Source organism: Devosia equisanguinis, assembly GCF_900631955.1.
GTDB lineage: Bacteria > Pseudomonadota > Alphaproteobacteria > Rhizobiales > Devosiaceae > Devosia > Devosia equisanguinis.
The window spans coordinates 139,820-161,587 of the sequence record NZ_UZWD01000009.1 but is presented as its reverse complement, the minus strand read 5'-3'; the positions used below and the strand labels follow the sequence as shown (position 1 = coordinate 161,587).

General features: G+C 62.6%; 19 protein-coding genes. 11 read left to right on the top strand and 8 right to left on the bottom strand.

From position 1 onward, the window contains the following. Positions 1-41 precede the first annotated feature (41 nt). The 11 genes from cpaB to DEVEQU_RS03455 all read left to right on the top strand — a co-directional run bounded on the left by cpaB (position 42) and on the right by DEVEQU_RS03455 (position 13,098). Positions 42-977: a Flp pilus assembly protein CpaB gene (gene cpaB / locus DEVEQU_RS03505; protein WP_126149180.1), complete on the top strand. Its 936-nt coding sequence runs from the start codon at positions 42-44 to the stop codon at positions 975-977. Between the two features lie 15 nt (positions 978-992). Next, a complete protein-coding gene (locus tag DEVEQU_RS03500) occupies positions 993-2,408 on the top strand; it encodes a type II and III secretion system protein family protein (RefSeq protein WP_164550221.1) in 1,416 nt (471 codons plus the stop codon). Positions 2,409-2,442: 34 nt separating this feature from the next. Continuing rightward, positions 2,443-3,720, top strand: a complete 1,278-nt coding sequence (locus DEVEQU_RS03495; protein ID WP_126149178.1) for an AAA family ATPase — start codon at positions 2,443-2,445, stop codon at positions 3,718-3,720. 34 nt (positions 3,721-3,754) lie between these two features. Next, a complete protein-coding gene (locus DEVEQU_RS03490) occupies positions 3,755-5,257 on the top strand; it encodes a CpaF family protein (RefSeq protein WP_126149177.1) in 1,503 nt (500 codons plus the stop codon). A 2-nt stretch (positions 5,258-5,259) separates the two neighbouring features. Beyond that, positions 5,260-6,234, top strand: coding sequence for a type II secretion system F family protein (locus tag DEVEQU_RS03485; RefSeq protein ID WP_126149176.1), 975 nt, complete (start codon positions 5,260-5,262; stop codon positions 6,232-6,234). Between the two features lie 29 nt (positions 6,235-6,263). After that, entirely contained in the window at positions 6,264-7,274 is a 1,011-nt protein-coding gene (locus DEVEQU_RS03480) for a type II secretion system F family protein (RefSeq protein WP_126149175.1), read from the top strand. 147 nt (positions 7,275-7,421) lie between these two features. Further along, complete coding sequence (locus DEVEQU_RS03475) at positions 7,422-8,687, top strand: imelysin family protein (protein WP_126149174.1); 1,266 nt, start codon at positions 7,422-7,424, stop codon at positions 8,685-8,687. A 75-nt stretch (positions 8,688-8,762) separates the two neighbouring features. Then, positions 8,763-10,274 carry a di-heme oxidoreductase family protein gene (locus DEVEQU_RS03470; RefSeq protein ID WP_126149173.1) on the top strand — a complete coding sequence of 504 codons (1,512 nt, stop codon included), beginning with the start codon at positions 8,763-8,765 and terminating at the stop codon, positions 10,272-10,274. Next, positions 10,274-11,338, top strand: a complete 1,065-nt coding sequence (locus DEVEQU_RS03465) for an imelysin family protein (RefSeq protein WP_126149172.1) — start codon at positions 10,274-10,276, stop codon at positions 11,336-11,338. Before DEVEQU_RS03470 ends, DEVEQU_RS03465 begins: the two co-directional genes overlap by 1 nt. After that, entirely contained in the window at positions 11,319-12,407 is a 1,089-nt protein-coding gene (locus DEVEQU_RS03460) for a DUF1513 domain-containing protein (RefSeq protein ID WP_126149171.1), read from the top strand. Before DEVEQU_RS03465 ends, DEVEQU_RS03460 begins: the two co-directional genes overlap by 20 nt. 28 nt (positions 12,408-12,435) lie before the next feature. Further along, positions 12,436-13,098 (top strand): HAD family hydrolase, encoded by a 663-nt coding sequence (locus DEVEQU_RS03455; RefSeq protein ID WP_164550220.1) that lies wholly within the window; start codon positions 12,436-12,438, stop codon positions 13,096-13,098. Between the two features lie 76 nt (positions 13,099-13,174). Here the strand turns inward: DEVEQU_RS03455 and DEVEQU_RS03450 are convergent, their stop codons facing one another. The 8 genes from DEVEQU_RS03450 to DEVEQU_RS03415 all read right to left on the bottom strand — a co-directional run bounded on the left by DEVEQU_RS03450 (position 13,175) and on the right by DEVEQU_RS03415 (position 21,749). Further along, positions 13,175-13,570, bottom strand: a complete 396-nt coding sequence (locus tag DEVEQU_RS03450; RefSeq protein WP_126149169.1) for a VOC family protein — start codon at positions 13,568-13,570, stop codon at positions 13,175-13,177. Between the two features lie 23 nt (positions 13,571-13,593). Continuing rightward, on the bottom strand, positions 13,594-14,235 hold the full coding sequence (gene upp, locus DEVEQU_RS03445; RefSeq protein ID WP_126149168.1) for a uracil phosphoribosyltransferase: 642 nt from the start codon (positions 14,233-14,235) through the stop codon (positions 13,594-13,596). Between the two features lie 25 nt (positions 14,236-14,260). After that, positions 14,261-15,478 carry a phosphopentomutase gene (locus DEVEQU_RS03440; RefSeq protein WP_126149167.1) on the bottom strand — a complete coding sequence of 406 codons (1,218 nt, stop codon included), beginning with the start codon at positions 15,476-15,478 and terminating at the stop codon, positions 14,261-14,263. A 93-nt stretch (positions 15,479-15,571) separates the two neighbouring features. Beyond that, positions 15,572-16,894 (bottom strand): thymidine phosphorylase, encoded by a 1,323-nt coding sequence (deoA, locus tag DEVEQU_RS03435; protein WP_126149166.1) that lies wholly within the window; start codon positions 16,892-16,894, stop codon positions 15,572-15,574. 144 nt (positions 16,895-17,038) lie between these two features. Further along, positions 17,039-19,405 carry an aldehyde dehydrogenase family protein gene (locus DEVEQU_RS03430; protein ID WP_126149165.1) on the bottom strand — a complete coding sequence of 789 codons (2,367 nt, stop codon included), beginning with the start codon at positions 19,403-19,405 and terminating at the stop codon, positions 17,039-17,041. 156 nt (positions 19,406-19,561) lie between these two features. Then, positions 19,562-20,551, bottom strand: coding sequence for a deoxyribose-phosphate aldolase (gene deoC, locus DEVEQU_RS03425; RefSeq protein ID WP_126149164.1), 990 nt, complete (start codon positions 20,549-20,551; stop codon positions 19,562-19,564). Beyond that, positions 20,548-21,342 carry a purine-nucleoside phosphorylase gene (locus DEVEQU_RS03420; protein WP_126149163.1) on the bottom strand — a complete coding sequence of 265 codons (795 nt, stop codon included), beginning with the start codon at positions 21,340-21,342 and terminating at the stop codon, positions 20,548-20,550. Before DEVEQU_RS03420 ends, deoC begins: the two co-directional genes overlap by 4 nt. Further along, entirely contained in the window at positions 21,339-21,749 is a 411-nt protein-coding gene (locus DEVEQU_RS03415; RefSeq protein ID WP_126149162.1) for a cytidine deaminase, read from the bottom strand. The genes DEVEQU_RS03420 and DEVEQU_RS03415 overlap by 4 nt, the downstream gene beginning before the upstream one ends. Positions 21,750-21,768: the final 19 nt, after the last annotated feature.

Sequence of the window (21,768 nt, the reverse complement as noted above, 5' to 3'; positions counted from 1 at the left end):
GAACTGGGGCTGCATGGCCCGCGGACAACCGGAGTGTGGTCATGAAGCCGGCGCGTATTATCCTGTTGGTAATTGCCCTCGTGGCTGGCGGCCTTGCCGCTTTCCTCGTCACACGCGGCAATCGCGCACCGGCACCACAGCAGGTCGTTACCCAGGTCGTTCCCGAAGCCAGGACCCAGGTGCTGGTGGCCAAGGGGCCAATCGGCATTGGTGAGCGTCTCACCACCAATTCGGTCGAATGGCAGGACTGGCCGGAAGGCGCCCTGCGTCCCGAATATGTCACCATTGCCGCCATGCCCGAAGCGCCATCTGAGCTGACCGGTTCGGTGGTGCGCTTCGAATTTTTCCCAGGCGAGCCGATCCGTGCCGCCAAGCTGGTCAATGCAGACCAAGGCTATCTCTCGGCCGTCCTATCGTCTGGCATGCGCGGCGTCTCGGTGGGCGTGACGGCAGTGTCCAGCGCCGGCGGCTTCGTGGTACCGAACGACCATGTGGACGTGGTTCTTACCACCTCGACCAATATGGGGCAGCGCTCCGAAGTCATCCTGTCCAATGTGCGCGTTCTCGCCATCGGCAAGCGCCTGGGCGAAATGGGCGCCAGCGGCGGGAGCGAGCAATCGGAGAATGGCGCCCCGGTGCCGGTAACCTTCGACAAGAACACCATTGCCACTCTCGAGCTCGATCCGGCCCAGGCCGAGACCTTGATCAACGCCTCGATGCGTGGCCAGCTCAGCCTGACGCTGCGCGCGGTAACCGACTTCAACCGCCCTGATATGGGGCGCCCCACAACGGCCAACCAGGCCGTGCGCCTCATCCGCTTCGGCAAGGAACAGTCAGTGATGGCCGGCGTCGGAGCTGGCGGCACCATGCCCGACCAGCAGCAGTTTGCGGCCGACTATTCGTCCGATAGCGACTACGTGTCGTCGGATCCCGAGATTCAGATGGCGCCCGAGGCGCCCCAGGTCCTCCCGCAGTAGGGGGCGGAGATGCAGATGCGCAAGTCCATGACCATGCCGAAATCCTTTTTCCGCCGCACCCTTGGTGCCACGCTGGCGGGCGCGCTGCTGGCCACTGCAGCGCCGGGCCTGCCGCTTGTGGCGCAGGATGCGCAGATCGCCATCGCGGCTGGCGCTTATGGCGCGACCCGCAAGGTGGAGGTGCAGCTCAACAAGTCGATGATCGTCGACCTGCCCGCAGGGGTGGCCGAAGTGATCGTGTCGCAGCCCGACCTTGCGGCTGCGATCATGCGGACCAGGACGCGTGCCATCATCCAGGGCGTGCGCGGGGGCGACACCAATATCTTGTTCATCGACGATGCCGGCCGCACCATCCAGGTGCTGGACGTGCGGGTGATGGAAGAACCCTCCCAGGTCGGTAGCGCACTCGAAGCAGCCTTGGCCCGGGTCATTCCCGGATCGCACATCAAGGTGGAGTCCGTCACCTTGGGCGGATCGACCAATCGTGTCGTACTGACCGGTTCTGTGCTCTCCACCGAGGACAAGGACCGCGCCGTAGCGGTGGCGGTGCAGTTCGCAGGCTCTGCAGAGAACGTCGCCAGCATTATCGATGTGTCAGGGCCGCAGCAGGTGATGCTGCAAGTCACCGTCTCGGAAATCCGCCGCGACGTGGCCAAGCAGTTGGGTATAAATCTGTCCGGCACGGCAACTATCGGCAATGTAAGCCTCGGTTTCAATAGCCCGCAGGCGACCGGCACCGGCTGGGGCGTCGACAATGCCACCGGTGGATTCCCGATCGGCAACGTTCAGCTCAACGCCGCCATCAAGGCGCTTGAGACGCGGGGCGCCGTGCATGTGCTAGCGCAGCCGACGCTTACCGCGATGTCTGGAAATAAGGCAGACTTTATGGTGGGCGGCGAGATTAGCTACGCAAGCGGCATCGACCCCACAACAGGAATCCCAATATACACCCTCAGAGACTACGGAATTAAGCTCAATTTCACACCAACTGTGAAGAGCAACGGCTCCATCGGCCTTACCATGGAGACAGAGGTTTCCGAACCTATTGCCAACGCCACACTATCAACGAGAAAAGCTTCAACAACAATTGAGCTCTCTCCTGGAACAACTCTAGCAATTGGCGGACTCCTTGACAGCAGAACAAGCCGATCGATTGATCAGCTTCCCGCCCTAGGCAATATCCCAATTCTCGGAGCCCTATTCCGGTCCAATGAATATAAGAGCCAAGAAACGGAATTAGTGATCATTGTGACTCCATATTTGGCATCGCCTACCCCTGCCAACACCGTCGCCGTTCCGACCGATTTCAGCGTGCCAGCCACGGATGCGGAAGGCGTTTTTCTTGGTGCTCTCGAGCGGCGCTATGGCGTCGTCGGCGGCGGCGAGATGCGTGGCGGCTTCAACGGTTCAGTCGGCTTCGTGCTCGACTAAGCCCTGACCCGCACCACGCCAGGAGTTCAGACCAATGAGTTTCCTCACCCCATCCGTCACCCCCAAGGCAGAAGAGCCGGCAGCAGAGATTGCCGCCGGCGCCCGACTGGTGCCGCGCATCACCATCCAGGCATTCTGCGAACATTCCCAGACCGCCCAGATGGTGGAAAGCGCACTGCACGACCGGCGCATGTCCAAGGTGGCGCTCACCACCCATAATGGCGGGATTGAAGGGGCGGTGGAGACTTACAAGTCCAACCCCACCCCCAATCTGATCATCGTCGAAACCTCGCTGCCGCCCGAAGCCATTCCGCAGGCGCTGCAAAGCCTCGCCGAGGTCTGCGACGCCTCGACCAGCGTGATCGTGCTCGGCCACTTCAACGACGTGATGCTCTATCGCGAGCTGATCCGCTCGGGCATTTCCGAATATATCGTGCTGCCGGCCTCACCGCAGCTGATCGTCACGGCCATCACCGAGCTCTATGCGGCCGAAGGCGCTGCCCCCATCGGGCGGACCATCGGCTTCATCTCGGCCAAGGGTGGTGCCGGAGGCTCCACAATCACGCACAATGTAGCCTGGTCCATTGCAACGACATTGCGCCAGGACTGCTTGATCCTCGACATGGACCTGCCTTTCGGCACGGCCGGCCTCAACTTCAACCAGGACCCGCCGCACGGACTGGCCGATGCACTGCTGGCCAACCAGAAGGTGGACCAGACCATGCTGGACCGCCTGATGAGCAAGGCGGCCAACCACATCAACCTGCTGACCGCGCCCGCAACGCTTGATCGATCCTGGGATTTCGAAGAGCGCTCCTTCGAGCAGATCATCGAGATCTGCCAGAAATCGGTGCCCGTGATTCTGCTGGACATCCCACATGTGTGGAGTGGCTGGACGCGGCACACGCTCGCCGCCATCGATGAGGTGGTGATCGTGGCCGAACCCGACCTGGCCAATCTGCGCAATGCCAAAAACCTCGCCGACACCATCAAGGCGCTGCGTCCCACCGAAAAAGCCGTGAGTCTGGTGATCAACAAGCATGGCGTGCCCCGCCGGCCCGAGATCAATCCGAGCGAGTTTGCCAGCTCGGTGGAATGCGCGCTGATCGGCCAGATCGGCTTCGATGCAGCCTTGTTCGGCACTGCCGCCAATAATGGCCAGATGATCGCCGAGGTCTCGGCAAACAACAAGGCCAACGAGATCTACCGCGCCATCGGCATGCATGTCACCGGGCGGCAGGCCTCACACAGCGCCAGCAAAGCGACAAGCCTGCTGACCACCCTGCCCGCTTTGTTCAAGAAGCGGGCCTGAGACGCCACCGCCACTGACGACCAAGGACGGAACCATGTTTGGCAAGCGCACAACATTCGGGGGCAATACCCCTGGGGTCGGAGAAGTCCCCAGGCCCATCGCCAGCCCTCCGCCTTCGACGACCGCTGCCGCCGCTTCTGCCCCTATCCGCAGGGCGAGCGACACCGATGGCATCGGTGCGCGTGGCCGTACCACCGACGAGGTGCTCGACGTCCGCGCACCGGTGGACGCCGCACGTGACCAGAACTATTTCCAGACCAAGTCGGCCATTTTCAACGCGCTGATCGATTCCATCGATCTCAGCCAATTGGCCACGATGGAAAGCCAGGCGGCGCGCGAGGAAATCCGCGACATCGTCGCGGAGATCATCGCGCTCAAGTCCATCGTCATGTCGATCTCCGAGCAGGAAGACCTGCTCGAGGACATCTGTAACGACGTGCTCGGCTATGGTCCGCTGGAACCGCTGCTGGCGCGCGACGACATCGCCGACATCATGGTGAACGGGTCGCAGAAGTGCTATATCGAAGTGGCCGGCAAGGTGCGCCTCACCAATGTGCGCTTCCGCGACGACGCCCATTTGATGAATGTGTGCCAGCGCATCGTGAGCCAGGTCGGCCGTCGCGTCGATGAAGGTTCGCCCATCTGTGACGCCCGCCTGCCTGACGGCTCCCGCGTCAACGTCATCGCGCCGCCGCTCGCCATCGACGGCGCCGCACTCACCATCCGTAAATTCAAAAAAGACAAGCTGACCCTGGGCCAGCTGGTCAAATACAATTCCATCTCGCCTGAAGGCGCCGAAGTGCTGCGCATCCTTGGCCGCGTCCGCGCCAATGTGCTGATTTCGGGCGGCACCGGCTCGGGCAAGACGACGCTGCTCAATTGCCTCACAGCCTTCATCGAGAAGGACGAGCGGGTCATCACTTGCGAAGACTCCGCCGAACTTCAGTTGCAGCAGCCGCATGTGGTGCGCCTCGAAACCCGCCCGCCGAACCTTGAGGGCGAGGGCGAGATCACCATGCGCGATCTTATCAAGAACTGTCTGCGTATGCGGCCCGAACGCATCATTGTCGGCGAAGTGCGCGGCCCGGAGGCCTTCGACCTTCTGCAGGCCATGAATACCGGCCATGACGGATCGATGGGCACGCTGCACGCCAACTCGCCGCGCGAGGCGCTGTCGCGTCTGGAGTCGATGATCACCATGGGCGGCTATGCCCTGCCCAGCCGCACGATCCGCGAAATGGTCGTGTCGTCCATCGACGTCATCGTGCAGGCGGCGCGCCTGCGCGACGGCTCCCGCCGCATCACCCACATCACCGAAGTGCTGGGCATGGAAGGCGATGTGATCGTGACCCAGGACGTGTTCGTCTACGACATCATGGGCGAGGATGCAGGTGGAATGCTGCTGGGCAAGCACCGCTCAACCGGTATCACCAAGCCGCAATTTACCGAGCGCGCCCGCTATTTCAACGAAGAGGCCAATCTGGTCGAGGCGCTGGAGAAAGCCAATACCGAACAGCACGAGCTTTTGGGGCGTTGAGCATGCAAACTCTCCTGCTGGCCCTGCTGTTCGCAGTCTTCATCGGCGCCCTGGGCTTTGCCCTGGTGCCATCGGCCCTCGGAAATAGCCGTGCCGATACACGGCGCAAGCTCTATCAGGGCGATATCAGTGCCGCCCGCCGCGGCCAGAACGCCGACCGCACCCGCGACCAGCGCCGCAAGACCGTGCAATTGGCGCTCAAGGCGCAGTCCGACGAACTCAATACCAAGAAGCGGCTGACGCTAACCGACCTGCTGTTCCAGGCCGGAATGACCATCACGCCTGCAACGTTCATCCGCAACAGCATAATCTTCGGCGGCGGCCTGTTCTTGATCCTGCTGGTTGTGCAGATACCCTATTATTTCGCCGCCATTTTCGCTGTTGCCGGCGCCTATCTGCTGCCGCGGCTCTATGTGAAACATAAGCGCAAGCGCTATCAGGACCGGTTTCTCGATGAACTGCCCAACGCCATCGAGGCGATCGTGCGCGGCATCAAGACCGGCCTGCCGCTCAACGATTCCATGCGCGTGGTGGCCAAGGACACCAAGGAACCGGTAAAATCCGAATTCGGCCGCGTGCTGGACCAGCAGAGCTTCGGCTTCTCGATGACCGAGGCGGTGCAGGTGCTGCTCGACCGCGTGCCGCTGCCGGAGGTCAATTTCTTCGTGGTGGTGATTTCGGTGCAGCAACAGGCCGGTGGCAATCTGTCCGAAGCACTGGGAAATCTGGCGCATGTGCTGCGCAATCGCAAGAAGATGAAGCAGAAGGTCAAGGCGATGTCGTCCGAGGCCAAGGCTTCGGCCGGTATCATTGGATCGCTGCCGATCGTAGTGGCCATCCTCGTTTCCGTCTTCTCGCCGGGCTACCTGCAGCCGTTGTTCACCACCCCCATCGGCATGCTCTGTCTGGGGATCGGAGGCATCATGCTCTCGCTTGGCATTTTCATCATGTATCGCATGGTCCAGTTCGAGATCTGATCGGTGTACGGGACCCAGGAGACGTTCACGTGAGCATTATCGATATGATCACCCAGCGCGATTTCCTGATCGCGATGCTGGCCGCCATTTCGGCGGGTGCGGTGGTTTTCACCTTCGGAACCTCGTTCATCGGCAAGCGAGAGGTGAAGGGCCGCATCAAGCGTGTGGCACTGGAACGGGACAAGATGCGCGCCGAGGAAATGGCGCGCCTGCGAGGTGGCACAGTTTCGGATTCGCGCAGTTCCATTCGCCGCGGCTCTGAGGCCAAGAGCTATATGAAGAACGCGGTCGAGCGGTTCGACCTCAAAAAGGCGTTTCAGGACGACACCACCATCGACAAGCTGGCCACGGCCGGCTTTCGTGGCCAGGGGCACCTGACGAGTTTCCTGTTCCAGCGCTTCGCCACGCCGCTGGCCATCTTCGCCGCCGTCGCCTTCTATCTGCTGTTCGTCTCGTCCGGCGATCGGCCGGTCTATCTCAACATCGTCTATGCCATTGGTGCGGGCCTGATCGGATCATACCTGCCGATCCTGATGTTGAAGAACTCCACACAGAAGCGGCAGGCCTCTATCCGGCGCTCCTGGCCGGATTGCCTCGACTTGCTGCTGCTTTGTGTCGAAGCCGGCATGTCGATGGAACACGCCTTCAAGCGGGTAGCCAAGGAAATCGGGACGCAAAGCGTTGAACTTGCCGAGGAACTGACGCTGACCACAGCCGAGTTGTCCTTTCTCGAAGACCGCACCCGCGCCTATGAAAATCTCGGTCGCCGCACCGGGCTCGACGGCGTCAGGGCGGTGATGACAGCGCTGATCCAGGCGGACCGCTACGGCACATCCGTGGGCCAGGCGCTGCGCGTCATGGCCGAAGAAGGTCGCGAAGCCCGCATGATGGAAGCCGAGAAGAAGGCAGCGGCCCTACCGCCCAAGCTGACGGTACCGTTGATCATTTTCTTCCTGCCGGTGCTGTTCATCGTCATCCTGTCGCCCGCCATGATCAAGGTGTTCGCAGGCAGCGTCGCCTCGACCATCAGCGGTGGCTGATGTAAAAATTGACACTCAACCTCAAGTTTTGCTAGTCAACGGATCGGTCGCCGATCGGTGAAGGCGAGACGTGTTGTCTCCCTGTCCAGACAGGCCAGCAGAAGAGCGTCCGGCCATAGGAGGCAGGCGCTCCGGAGGAAGTTTGCGATGCGCCGTTTTCACCTTGTTTCGTCCCTTCTCGCTCTCACCCTGATGGGGAGCCAGGGCGCCTATGCCGCAGACGAGGCGGGAATTCTCGAGACTTATGCCGACATCGCGCATGCCGGTTACGAGGACAGCCTGATCTCGGCCAGGGCGTTGCGAGAGTCCATCGACGCGCTTGCGGCCAAGCCCAGCGACGACACCCTTGCCGCTGCGCGCGCGGCCTGGCTCGCGGCCCGCGTGCCCTATCAGCAGACCGAAGCCTTCCGCTTCGGCAATCCGTTGGTCGACGCCTGGGAGGGTAAGGTGAATGCCTGGCCGCTGGACGAAGGGCTGATCGATTATGTCGACGCACGCTATGGCAGCGAGTCCGATGAGAATGCCTTCTACACCGTCAACGTCATCGCCAATTCCGATATCTCGGTCGATGGGCAGAGCGTCGATGCCACCACCATCACCCCTGAAGTGCTGGGCGCATTGCATGAGATTGGCGGTGTCGAGGCCAATGTCGCCACCGGCTACCACGCCATCGAATTCCTGCTCTGGGGGCAGGATCTCAATGGGACTGGCCCGGGCGCCGGCAATCGCCCGGCCAGCGATTTCGATACCGCCAATTGCACCGGCGGGCATTGCGACCGACGCATCCAATACCTCGAAGCCGCAGCCGATTTGCTGATCTCAGATCTTGAAGACATGACCGGCCAGTGGGCCGAAGACGGAGAAGCGCGCCTTGCCATCATCGATGGCGACCCGACCTCCGGTCTCACCGCGATCATGACCGGCCTGGGCTCGCTGTCCTATGGCGAGATGGCCGGGGAGCGGATGAAGCTGGGGCTCCTGCTCAACGACCCAGAGGAGGAACATGATTGCTTCTCCGACAACACGCACAACTCGCACTATTATGACGTGCTGGGCATGCAGAATGTCTGGAATGGACGCTATCAGCGCATCGATGGTTCGGTGATAGAGGGTCCATCCATGGCCGACCTGATGACGGAGCGCGATGCAGCACTGGCCGACGAGGTCAGCCAAAAGCTCAGCGACACGGTGGCAGCCGCCAAGGCGCTCGTGGCGCGTGCCGAGGCAGGCGAGGCCTATGATCAGATGATCGGTGAAGGCAATGTGGAGGGCAATGCGGCAGTGCAGGCGGTGATCGATGGGCTCATCGCCCAGACGCGCAGCTTCGAGCGGGTCATTGCCGATCTCAACCTGGCTGATGTGACTATCGAGGGCTCGGACAGCCTCGACAATCCCAACGCCGTGTTCCAGTAGTCGCAGGCAAATTTTCCAGCAAACGTGAGGCCCGGCGGCTCCCCTGCCGGGCAAACCCCTGTCGGACGTTTTCCGATGCGCCTGCGCCCCAGCCTGTTCGCCCTGCTTTCCGTGATGCTCGCCGCAGCCACGGCCACAGCGCTCGACAACCAAAACCGCACCGATCTCGACGCCGCCGATCTGGCACGGGTGACGCGCGTAACGGCGCCGACCGTGGCCTTTGACAAGCCCGAAGCGTTCGAGGCAAAGCAGGCGGGCGCCGCGACTGTCGATGTCAGGCTGGACAGCAATGCGTTCTCCCTGCCCTCGGCCAATCTCGATTTCGAGGGGCAGCAGCAGTTCCTCCTGGGCAATGGCATTTTCCGCAAGGATTGGGTTTCGGCACCTTCCTCCACCCAGGCCTCCGACGGGCTCGGGCCATTGTTCAATGCCCGCGCTTGCCAGTCCTGCCACATCAAGGACGGCCGTGGACATGCGCCGATGGGGCCCGACGATAGCGCCACCTCGCTTCTGGTGCGCATTTCGGTCGAGCCAACCCCCGAACAGGCCGAGGCGATTTCCGAGGGCCGCCTCACGGCTGCGCCCGACACCATCTATGGCGGCCAGATCCAGGATGGTGCCGTTGCCGGCCTGCCGCCCGAGGCGCGCATAAGGTTCACATACGAACCTGTGATCCTCGCCCTTGCCGGGGATGAGAGCATCGAATTGCGCCGGCCGAAACTGGAATTGGTCGACCCCGGCTATGGGCCTTTTGCCGACACGCTGCGGTTCTCGGCCCGCGTATCGCCACCGATGATTGGGCTCGGTCTGGTCGAAGCCATCGCCCGCGAGGATATTCTGGCCAAGGCAGATCCCGACGATGCTGATGGCGACGGCATTTCTGGCCGAGCCAATTGGAGCTTGGACGCCGATGGCGAGAGGCGGCTTGGCCTTTTCGGGTGGAAGGCCGCTCAACCCAGCATTATCCAGCAGACGGCCCACGCCTTTGCCGGTGACATGGGGTTGAGCACGCCGATTTTGCCCGACCACTATGGCGACTGCACCGCAGCACAAACGGCGTGTCGCGCGCTGCCGCATGGGGCGCAGCCCCAATTTGGTGCCGAAGAAGTGCCCGGCGACCTGCTTGATCTTGTGGCGTTCTATTCGCGCAACCTCGCCGTTCCGGCGCGACGCGATATCGATGACCGCGATGTTCTGGCCGGCAAGGCGCTGTTTTACGCCAGCGGCTGCACGAGCTGCCATACGCCCAAATATGTCACCCGGCGCGACGCCGGCCATCCGGCGCAACAATTCCAGCTGATCTGGCCCTATTCGGATTTTCTGCTGCACGACATGGGACCCGACCTGGCCGACGCACACACCGAGGGTCTGGCCGCAGGCAGTGAATGGCGCACGCCGCCGCTTTGGGGCATCGGGCTCAGCCAGTTGGTCGATCCGCAAGCCAGCTTCCTGCACGATGGCCGCGCCCGCACCCTGCTGGAGGCCGTGCTTTGGCATGGCGGCGAAGCCCAAGCGGCGCGCGACGCCGTGATTGGCATGTCGCCGGCCGAGCGGGCACAATTGGTCCGTTTTCTGGAGTCGCTCTAATGCGCAAGGCACTGGTGCTGATTGCATTTCTGCTCACCCCGCCGGCCATGGCCGACGAAACGCTGCTACCCGCCGATCTGGGTGAACGTGTCGTGGAGCGCTTCGTGGCGCCGACCGTTACGGGATTCAGCGCCGCAACCGAGGCGTTGGTCACGACGAGCGACGCGCTTTGCGCAGCCCCATCGGTGGCGCATCTGGCAACCACGCGAGCGGCATTTGGCGAGGTGGTCGAAAGCTGGGGGCGGCTGTCAGTTTTGAGGTTCGGGCCACTGGTGTCGGACAACCGCTTCGAAACCGTGTTCTTCTGGCCCGACCCGCGCGGGGTGACACTCAAACAGGTGCAAGCCGCCCTCTTGGAGCAGGACCCGAACGTTACCGATCCCGAAACCCTGGCCGGCAAGTCAGTGGCGCTGCAAAACCTGTTCGCACTCGACTATCTGCTCGCTGGCACCGATGCTGAGATGCTGGCGACGGGCGATGCGCACCGCTGTGCCTATGCTCGGGCCGTTGCGGTCATGCTGTCCCGCCACGCGCATGCTATCGCCGCCGGATGGTCGGAGGACGCGCCAATCGGCGGGAGTTTCCGCGATCCTGGCGAGGACGGATATTTCCGCAGCCAGACCGAAGTCATGGGAGAGCTGGTCAAGGCGCTGCTGACGGGTGTCGATTTCGTCCGCTCTGCCGAACTTCTGCCTCCGCTGGGCGAAACGATTGCTGACGCCCGCGGCAAGCGGGCGCCACTCTGGCGCAGCGATCTGACCGTCGCACTGGTGCGGGCGCAGCTCACCGGCCTTCATGACCTGCTCGAGGCGACCGGGCTCAATGAGAGCCTGCCTGACGCCAATGTGTCGCCGGTGCGCAATGTGCTGTTCAACCTCGAGCAGGCGGCAAAGGCCATGGATGGCATTACCCAACCGGCAGAGGCAGCCTTTGGCGAGGTGGAGAGCCGCAAGCGGCTCGATTTCGTGGCGCTGCAGCTGGGCTATTCCAGCACAGCTATCGGCGAAGACATGACGGCATCTCTCGGTCTGGCGATGGGCTTCAATGCGCTTGACGGGGATTGATCGCCGCACCTTCCTGGCACTGGCCGGGGCAAGCCTGATCGCGCCCGGTCTGAGAGCCGGTGAAGACGAACCGCTATTCCTCGGCGCGCGCGGGCAAGACGGGCGCTTCGAGGCCGCAGTAATCGATGAGCGCGGGCGTGACCGGCTGGTGCTGCCGCTCGAAGCGCGCGGGCATTCGTTCGCGCTCGATCCCACCGCGCGCCGCGCCGTGGCCTTCGCGCGCGCGCCCGGCCGCTTCGCCATGGCCTTCGATGTCGATGGCAAGACAGCGCCGGTAGCCATAGCCGCCAGCCCTGACCGGCACTTTTTCGGCCATGGCATTTATGCCGATGGCGGCCGATTGCTCTTGGCCACCGAGAACGACTATGAGGGCGAACGCGGCGTCACCGGACTATACGACGCCAGCGACAGCTATCGCCGCATTGGGGAACTGCCGACCGGCGGCATCGGCCCGCACGAAATCCTGATGGCCGCCGACGGGCGGACTGCCATCATCGCCAATGGCGGCATTCTGACCCATCCCGATTATGACCGCATCAAGCTCAATCTCGGTACGATGGCACCCTCCATCGTCTATCTCGACATTGCCTCGGGCGAACTGATCGAGGAAGCGAGCCTGCCGCAGGCGCTGCATCAGCTCTCCATTCGTCACATGGTGCTGGATGCGCGCGGCGATGTCTGGTTCGGCTGCCAGTTTGAAGGCGACCCGGCTGTGGCTCCGCCCCTGGTCGGGCGGCATCGACGTGGCAACGCCATTGAGCTTTTCACCGCGCCCAGCACTATCCACCGCGCCATGCGCAATTATGTGGGCTCCGTCGCCATCGACCCGGCAGGCGATATCGTTGCGACCTCGGCGCCGCATGGCGGCATAGTGGTGTTCTGGGACAGCGCCACCGGACGGTGCATGGGCACGCTGGATTTGCCCGATGGCTGCGGGGTGGCTCCCTATTCTGCAGGAGAATTGCTGGTGTCGAGCGGGCGGGGCGAGCTCGTCGTCGCTACGCCGGACGATCAACGTGCACTGGTGCCGGGCGGCGCGGCTTGGGACAACCACCTGCGCCGTATCTGAGCGCCATGCTTGCTCCATGGGACTTGGCATGGCACAAGCCGATCATCCTTCCTCCGGCGTGATAGAGACCATGCACGATACCATCATCCCAGTCTTCGACCTTGGCGGCGTCTTCGTCGATTGGAACCCGCTCTATCTGTTCCGCAAGCTATTCGAGACCGAGGAAGAGGCGCTCTGGTTCCACCAGAACATCTGCACCGGCGACTGGAACCTTGAATTCGACGCCGGCGAGATCTATGCCGAAGGCGTTGCCAAGCTCGTTACCCGCTTTCCCAAATACTGGCGCGAAATCAAGGCGTTCGATGAGCGCTGGACCGAGACATTCGGCCCGTTCATCCAGGGCACGATCGACATCCACAACGAACTGATCGAGCAGGACATCCCCACCTTCGCCATCACCAATTTCTCCTGGGAGAAGTGGATGACGCGGCTGGGCGAATGGCCGTTCCTGGAAAAGTTCGATGGCGTCATCGTCTCCGGCCTTGAAGGCCTAGTGAAACCCGATCCGCGCATCTATCGCGTCTTCTGCGAGCGTTATGGCATGGCGCCGGAGAGCTGCGTCTTCATCGACGACAGCGAACCCAATATCGTGGCAGCCCGCAAGTTCGGCATGCATGGCATCCACTTCAAGGACCCGGTGCATCTTCGCGCCGACCTCATCGCGCTGGGCCTGCCGCTCAAGGCGAAGTAAGACCGCTCGGGCGCCCTGTGGCCTTTGCCACACATCGTCACACTCGGGTTTGACCCGAGGGCGCTTCAACCAGCACTTACCGGAACCGGCCACCCTTCTGGATCACTTCGATCTTGTAGCCATCTGGATCGGTGGCGAAGAAAAATCTGGCCACCGACACCTCGCCATTCTTGAAATCCACCAGCTTGCCGGCGGTCAGGCCTTCGGCGGTGAAGCGGGCATGTTCCGCCTCGATATCGTCGACCACTACGGCCAGATGGCCATAGCCGTCGCCCAGCTCATAGGGGGCGGCGCGGCCCTTGTTGATGGTCAGCTCCAGTTCGAACCCAACCTCTTCGCCGGCCATGTAGATCAAGGTGAAGGTCTCGAAATCCAGGCGATCTTTGACCGTGAGGCCGAAGGCCCTTTCGTAGAAGCGAACCGAACGCGCCTCGTCGAGGACACGGATCATGCTGTGGACGAGCTTGGCCATGGGCTTTCCCTGCACCTGGACGGCTACTTGGTGCCGTACATGCGGTCGCCGGCATCGCCGAGACCAGGAATGATGTAGCCGCTTTCGTTGAGATGGCTATCGATGGCCGCAGTGAAGACAGGCACATCAGGGTGCACTTCGGTGAAGTGTTTCACCCCTTCCGGAGCGGCCAGAAGGCAGAGGAAGCGTATATCGGTGGCCCCGACCTGCTTGAGCTTTTCCACCGCGACAGTGGCAGAATTGGCTGTAGCCAGCATGGGGTCGACGACGATGATCAGGCGATCCTCGAGGCTCGACGGCGCCTTGAAGTAATATTCCACCGGCTCCAGTGTTTCGTGGTCGCGATACATGCCGATATGGGCGACACGGGCGGCGGGAACGAGATCGAGCATGCCATCAAGCAGGCCGTTACCGGCGCGCAGGATCGAGGCGAAGACCAGTTTCTTGCCCTTGATCGCCGGCGACTTCATCGGCGCCATCGGAGTTTCGATGTCGATCAGCTCCAGCTTGAGGTCGCGCGTCACCTCATAACACATCAGGTGCGCAATCTCGCGCAACAGACGCCGGAACCCCGCAATCGAGGTCTCCTTGTTGCGCATGATGGTCAGCTTGTGCTGGATCAGCGGATGATCGAGAACCGTGACATTACCCGCAATTTCGCTCATCTCGATCACCTCGGCACAGGAGTTTTCAAAGGAAGGACTTGCCGTGGCGGCCGGGGGCCAGGCCCAGCCAGGCGGCAATGCTTTCGCCAATATCTGCGAAGGTTGAGCGAATGCCAATCTCTCCCTGCGCGAGGGCTGGGGAAAAGACCAGGATCGGCACTTGTTCGCGTGTGTGATCGGTGCCCGGCCAGGTCGGATCGTTGCCATGGTCGGCCGTCAGCACCAAAAGATCGTCGTGGCGCATTTTGGCGATGAGTTCGGGCAGGCGAGAATCGAAGAGCTCCAGCGCCGCCGCGTAGCCGGGCACATCGCGGCGATGGCCGTATTCGCTGTCGAAATCGACGAAATTGGTCATGATGAAGGCGCGGTCGCCGGCCATTTCCATGGCCTCGAGAGTCTTGTCGAACAGCTGCGGAATGCCCGTGCCCTTGATCTTGTGGGTGACGCCGGAGCCAGCATAGATGTCGGAAATCTTGCCGATGGCGAAGACGGAATTGCCCGCTGCCGCATTGCGATCGAGCAGGGTCGGCTCCGGCGGGGCAATGGCGAAGTCGCGGCGATTTCCCGTGCGCTTGAAGGTCTCAGGCGTCTCGCCGACAAAGGGCCGGGCGATGACGCGACCGATATTCAGCGGCGCAGTCAGCTCGAAGGCGACCTTGCAGATCTCATACAGCCGGTCGAGCCCAAAATGGGTCTCGTGCGCGGCGATCTGGAACACGGAATCCACCGAGGTGTAGCAGATGGGCTTGCCGGTGCGGATATGCTCCTGGCCCAGCTCAGCGATGATGTCGGTGCCTGAAGCGTGCTTGTCACCGAGAATGCCGGGGAGATCGGCGCGGCGGATGAATTCCTCGACCAGTTCGGCCGGGAAGGATGGCACGGTCTGGGGAAAATAGCCCCATTCGAACGGCACCGGCACTCCAGCGATTTCCCAGTGGCCTGATGGCGTGTCCTTTCCCTTGCTGACCTCGCGCCCGACGCCGAAGCGGCCGCCTTTCGGCGCGTCCGAGAGGCCTGGTGGCAATAGGCCGGTGGAGAGCTTTATGGCGGCGCCCAGGCCCAGGGCATCCAGATTGGGCACATGCAGGGCACCGGCGCGCAAGCCGGCGCGGTCAGCCTTGCCTGCTGCGGCCCATTCGGCGATATGGCCGACAGTGTTGGAGCCCACATCGCCATAGCTCTCGGCATCGGGCGCGCCGCCGATACCAACGCTATCGAGCAGGCAGACTATGGCGCGAGGCATGATTTCACTCCTTGAGCGGGGGACAGCTTAGCGCGTCCTCTGATATTCGGCGAAGCCGTCTCCGCACAGCGCGGGAGCGGCACCAATTCGGGTTCAGCGCTTGGGCTCTACCCGCCCGGCGATCAGCGGATGGGCTGGCAGATCGCCACCCAAGACATAAGCAGCCTGAAGCCGTTTTTCAGCGTCGGCGGCGCTGCTTTCGTCAGCGGCGTGGATGCGCGCTATTGGCGTCCTCGGGTCGACCATGGCGCCCAGGCCGGCCAGCCGGTCGAAACCGACGCGATGATCGATGCTGTCGGTCGGCGTGGCGCGGCCGCCGCCCAGCGCCACCACAGCCATGCCCACGCCACGCGTGTCGATGGCGGAAATCCTGCCCTGCCCCTTGGCGAAGACATCGCGGACAATGGGTGCCGGGGCGAGATAATCGTTCATGCGCTCGACGAAATCGGCCGGTCCGCCCAGGGCATGAACCATGATGGAGAAACGCTGCGTCGCCCGGCCACTGTCCAGTGCCGAGACGGCCAGCAGTTTGCCGGCATCCTGCGTGAGTGCCTTGCCGGTCATGACCGCCAGTTCGGCGCAAAGCGCCAGGACGACTTCGCGCACGCGAAAATCCTGATGCGCGCCAGTGAGGAAATCCACTGCATTGCGCACTTCAAGCCCATTGCCGGCGGCACTGGCAAGCGGTTCGTTCATGTCGGTGATGAGGGCGCCAGTGTTGAGGCCGGCGCCATTGGCCACCGTTACCAGGCTCTCGGCGAGGTTTTGGGACTTTTCCAGCGTCGGCATGAAGGCGCCTGAGCCGGTTTTCACATCGAGGATGAGCGCATCGAGACCGGCGGCCAGCTTCTTGGACAGGATAGAAGCAGTAATGAGCGAGATGGATTCGACCGTGCCCGTCACGTCGCGGATGGCGTAGAGCGTCTTGTCGGCGGGTGCGAGGTCGGCGGTCTGGCCGATAATGGCGCAGCCGGCACTGCGGACCACCTGGCGGAACAGATCATTGTCCGGGCTGGTCTGGTAACCGGGAATAGCGTCGAACTTGTCGAGCGTGCCCCCGGTATGCCCGAGACCGCGACCGGAGATCATCGGCACGTAAATGCCCATGGCGGCCAGGATTGGCGCCAGCATCAGGCTGACATTGTCGCCGACGCCGCCCGTCGAATGCTTGTCAGCCACCGGCCCGTCGAGATCGGACCAGTCGAGCACTGTACCGCTATCGCGCATCGCCTTGGTCAGTGCCACGCGCTCATCCATGCTCATGTCGTTGAAATAGACCGCCATGGCAAAGGCGGCGGCCTGGGCGGGGGACACGGTGCCCGCGGCGAAGCCGGCGATGAACTGGGCAATATCGGCATCAGCGAGAGCCTTGCCGTCGCGCTTCTTGATGATGACTTCTTGGGGGAGGAAGACCATGAGATCTCGCTGGTTGCGGCCCCCTCACCCGCTCTTCGGGCACCCTCTCCCCGAGGGGAGAGGAATGGCTCGAATGCGTGGTCAGGGTGGAGCCTTTTCTTCCCCCTCTCGGGGAGAAGGTGGGGCGGCGCCGGTTGAAGGGGCCTAAGCCCCGTAGGGAATCCAGACGTTCTTGACCTGTGTCGCCCTGCCCAGGAGATAGTCGCCGGCAAAGCGCGGATCGGCGAGATCGTAGGCAAGGCCGCGAGTGGTCCAGGTCTGCTTGAGATTGCCGGTGGATGCCTTCTCGACCATTGCTGAGGCTTCGGCCGAGCCCATGAACCACATGCCGTCAACGCCATCATGCTCGGCCATAGTCTTGGCAAGTGTCAGGCTGTCGCCGGTGACGATATTGACGACGCCCGAGGGCATGTCAGAGGTTTCCAGCACCTGATAGAAATCGGTCATGGAGAGCGGGCTGCGCTCAGAGGGGACAAGCACCACGGTATTGCCCATGGCGATGGCTGGAGCAATCAGCGCCACAGAGCCGAGCAGCGGCTTTGCGACCGGTGCGACGATGCCGAGCACGCCGAGCGGCTCGACCATGGCAGCGGCCACCATACGCTGGGGTGGGTTATGGATGGCGCCATCATATTTGTCGGCCCAGCCGGCAAAGCCGAACAGGCGCTCGACGGCGAGATCGACTTCTTTGCCACCATCCTCGCCGGTCTGTGACTTGATGCGGGCCGCGAACTCGTCGCGGCGATAGTCGAGGTTCTCCGCGAGAAAATAGAGGATCTGCGCGCGAGAATGCGCCGCGGTGGTGCCCCAAGCCAAGGCCGCGCGGGCGGCCTCGACGGCATTGCGAATATCCTTGCGATTGCCTTCGCCGACTTCGCCAATCAGCGCGCCGCTGGGCCCCAGGACCGGGCGATTGTAGGCACTGTCGGGGCGGGCCTGCTTGCCGCCGATATACATCTTGGCCGTCTGGTCGAGATGACCAGCGTCCAACGGGTTGGCCGCTCTCGCCGACGCAGGCTTGGCTGCAGGGGTCGGTTTGAGGTCTTTTTCCCAGACGGGCTTGAGGTAGGACGCCATGCCTTCGCGGCCGCCCTCGCGACCAAAGCCGCTTTCCTTGTAGCCCCCGAAGCCGACAGCGGCGTCGAAATTATTGGTGCCGTTGATCCAGACCACGCCAGCCTTGATCTTGGGCGCGATATCGAGCGCCAGATTGATATTCTCGCTCCAGATGGTGGCGGCGAGGCCATAGCGGGTATTGTTGGCGAGGGCCACCGCCTCTTCGGGCGTGCGAAAGCTCATGGCGACCAGCACCGGCCCGAAGATTTCCTCTTCCACCAGCGTATTGGCGGGGGAGACATTGGTGACGAGCGCCGGCTTGAGGAAGCAACCCTTGACCGGCAACGCCCCATCGGGCTCATAAACAACCGCGCCCTCGGCGACGCCGCGCTTCATCAGGTCCCTGATGCGCTCGACCTGGACCGGAGCGACCAGCGCGCCGATATCGACGGATTTGTCGAGCGGATCGCCGACGCGCAGATTGGCCATGCGCTTCTTGACCTTGGCGATGAAGCGCTCCTCGATGCTCTCCTGCACCAGAAGGCGCGATCCGGCGCAACACACCTGCCCCTGGTTGAACCAGATGGCTTCCACCAGGCCTTCGACGGCGCTGTCGAGGTCGGCGTCCTCGAAGACGATATAGGGCGACTTGCCGCCCAGCTCGAGCGACAGGCCTTTTCCGGAGCCTGCAGTGGCATCGCGAATAATCTTGCCGACTTCGGTCGAGCCGGTGAAGGCGATCTTGTCGATGCCGGGATGATTGACGATGGCCGCGCCGGTATCACCCTCGCCGGTGACGATGTTGACCACGCCCTTGGGCAGGCCGACCCGTTCGCAGATCTCAGCGAACAGCAAGGCGGTGAGCGAGGTAAATTCGGCGGGCTTGAGCACCACGGTATTGCCGGCAGCCAAGGCAGGGGCAATTTTCCACGCCAGCATCAAGAGCGGGAAATTCCACGGAATGATCTGCCCGCAGACGCCATAGGGCACCATGCCGGGGAATTCGGAGGCGAGATGGGTAGCCCAGCCGGCGTGATGGTAGAAATGGCGGGCGGCGAGCGGGATATCAGCGTCCCGGCTTTCCCGGATCGGCTTGCCATTGTCCATGGTCTCGAGCACGGCAAAGAGCCGGGCATGCTTCTGGATCATGCGGGCGATGGCATAGAGATATTTGCCGCGCTCATAACCGGACAGCGCACTCCAGCCCTTGAACGCGGCGCGAGCCGCCTTGACCGCTGCGTCCACATCCTCGGCGGTGCCATCGGTAATTTCAGCAAGCGAGGCGCCGGTGGCCGGATTGTCGGCGGCAAAAGTCTTGCCGGGCCTGGTCCACTGGCCATCGATGAAATGGCCGAACTTGCGAGCCTTGCTGTCCAGCCAGGCAATGGCCTGATCTGGCGCCTCGGGCGCCGGGCCATAATCGAGGCTGTCGAAGATTTGCGCGATCTTGTTCATGTTTGAAGGCTCCTCGGTCCTTCTCCGACCCTTCTCCCGCCGTCATTGCCCGGCTCGACCGGGCAATCCAACTAGCGGAGGCAGGGTCTGGATTGCCGGGTCGAGCCCGGCAATGACGACTTAAAGGGAAGTGCAATTCCCTTCGAACTCAGTTCATCACACCATCGGCTGGCGATAATCTGCCGCGTAATGGCCGGTCAGGCCATGCTCAAGCTGCCGCTCGATATCGGTGAGCAGGCTCGATGCGCCGAAGCGGAAAAGATGCGGCTGCAGCCACTGGTTGCCCAGTTCTTCCTTCATCAGCGCCATATATTTGAGCGCGTCGCCCGCCGTCGCGATACCGCCGGCTGGCTTGTACCCGATCTCGATGCCGGTCTCTTCGGCGAACCAGCGGATCATGCGGATCATAGTCAGCGAGGTGACGAGATTGGCGTTGACCTTTTCCTTGCCGGTCGAGGTCTTGATGAAATCGGCGCCGGCCAGCATGCAGACCAGGCTCGCCTTGGCGATGTTGGTCTGGGTGGCGAGTTCGCCAGTACCCAAAATGGTCTTGATGTGCGCCTCGCCGCACGCCTTGCGGAAGGATTTGACCTGGTCGTAAAGCGCCTGCCAGTCGCCGCGCAGCACCATGCCGCGCTCGATGACGATATCGATTTCCTTGGCACCGTCTTTCACCGAGGCCTCGATCTCGGCGATCTTGGTTTCGACCGGAGCCAGGCCATGGGGGAAGGCGGTCGACACGGCGGCAACTGGAATGCCGGTGCCCTCAAGCGCATCCACCGCCGTCTTGACGAAGGTGTGGTAGACGCAGACCGCGCCTGGCAGGACACGCAGATCGCCAATGCCCAGCTTCTCCCGGATTTCGGCGCGTAATGGATTGCGTGCCTTGGCGCAAAGACGTTCGACGCGGGCCGGCGTGTCGTCGGCATTGAGCGTCGTCAGGTCGATCATGGTGATCGCCTTGAGCAGCCAGGCCAACTGATAGTCCTTCTTGACCGTGCGGCGCGCACCGATGGAGCCGGCGCGGCGTTCCAGCGCCGAGCGGTTCATGCGGATACGTTCGACCCAGTCGAGATCGAGCGGATAACCGGGATTGCGCTTATGGACCGGTTCGGAAGATTTGGTATCGACGACCTTGAGACTCATAGCTCCTCCACCAGGGCGGGAATGAGCCGCTTGAGCTTTTCCGCCCCCTGTACCGCCATGGTTTTAGTGTGTTCATGGCTGATTTTTTCGTTCGACAGGCCCGCACCCATATTGGTGATCGAGGAACAGGCCCAGACCTTCATGCCCAGAAAACGCCCGAGGATGACTTCGGGTGCCGTGGACATGCCCACGGCATTGGCGCCAAGGCGAATGGCCATCTGGATTTCGGCGATGGTCTCGAAGCTCGGGCCGGAATACCACAGGTAAATCCCCTCCCCGACCGCAAAACCGAGACGTTCGCCAATGGCCTTGGCCTTGTCGCGCAGGTCGGGGTTGTAGCAATCGACCATGTTCACAAAACGGCGGTCGGTGGGTTCACCGATCAGCGGGTTCATGCCGGCGTAGTTGATGTGGTCGGAGATCAGCATCAGGTCGCCGGGCCGGTAGCGCTCGTCAAGCGAGCCCGCCGAATTGGTCAGCAGCAGGGTTTCGGCCCCCAATTCGGCCATGGCCTCGAGCGCCGGGCGCATTGCGGCGGCGTTGCCGTGTTCGTAATAGTGCTCGCGGCCGGTGAGGATGGCGATGCGCTTGCCCCCCATCTGCCCGATCAGGAGATCACGGCCGTGGCCGGACACGCCACCGCCAGGAAAACCCTTGAGCTCGGAATAGGGTATGGTGACCTTGTCTTCGAGCAGGTCGCCGACGGCCGAAAGTCCCGAGCCGAGCACGATTGCGGCTGAGATGGGGTCCTTGCCGGCGATCTTCTGAATAGTCTTGGCTGCCTTGGTCATTTCCCCAAAAACTCCGGTCCGAAAGAATGGGGCAGCAACTGCCCGAGTGTCTGCACCAGTGGCGTGCCGTCTACGCCGTGCGAGATGATTTCGACGTCAAGGTCGGCAAATTCGCGGATGCGCTGCCGACAGCCGCCACAGGGGGTCACCGGCGTGCTGCCGGGTCCAGTGACGTAGACACGCTTGATGCGCTTGCCACCACCGGCCAGCATGGCGGCGATTGCGCTGGGCTCGGCGCAGTTGCCGACGGGATAGGCAGCGTTCTCGACATTGCAGCCGGCATAGATCTTGCCGTCATCGGCAAGAATGGCGGCGCCCACCTGAAAGTTCGAATAGGGCGCATAGGCGTTGGCACGAACGGTTTCGGCGGCCTCAAACAGGGCCTTGTCCAATTCTATATTGCTCATTGCTCTGGCGGCGACGTTG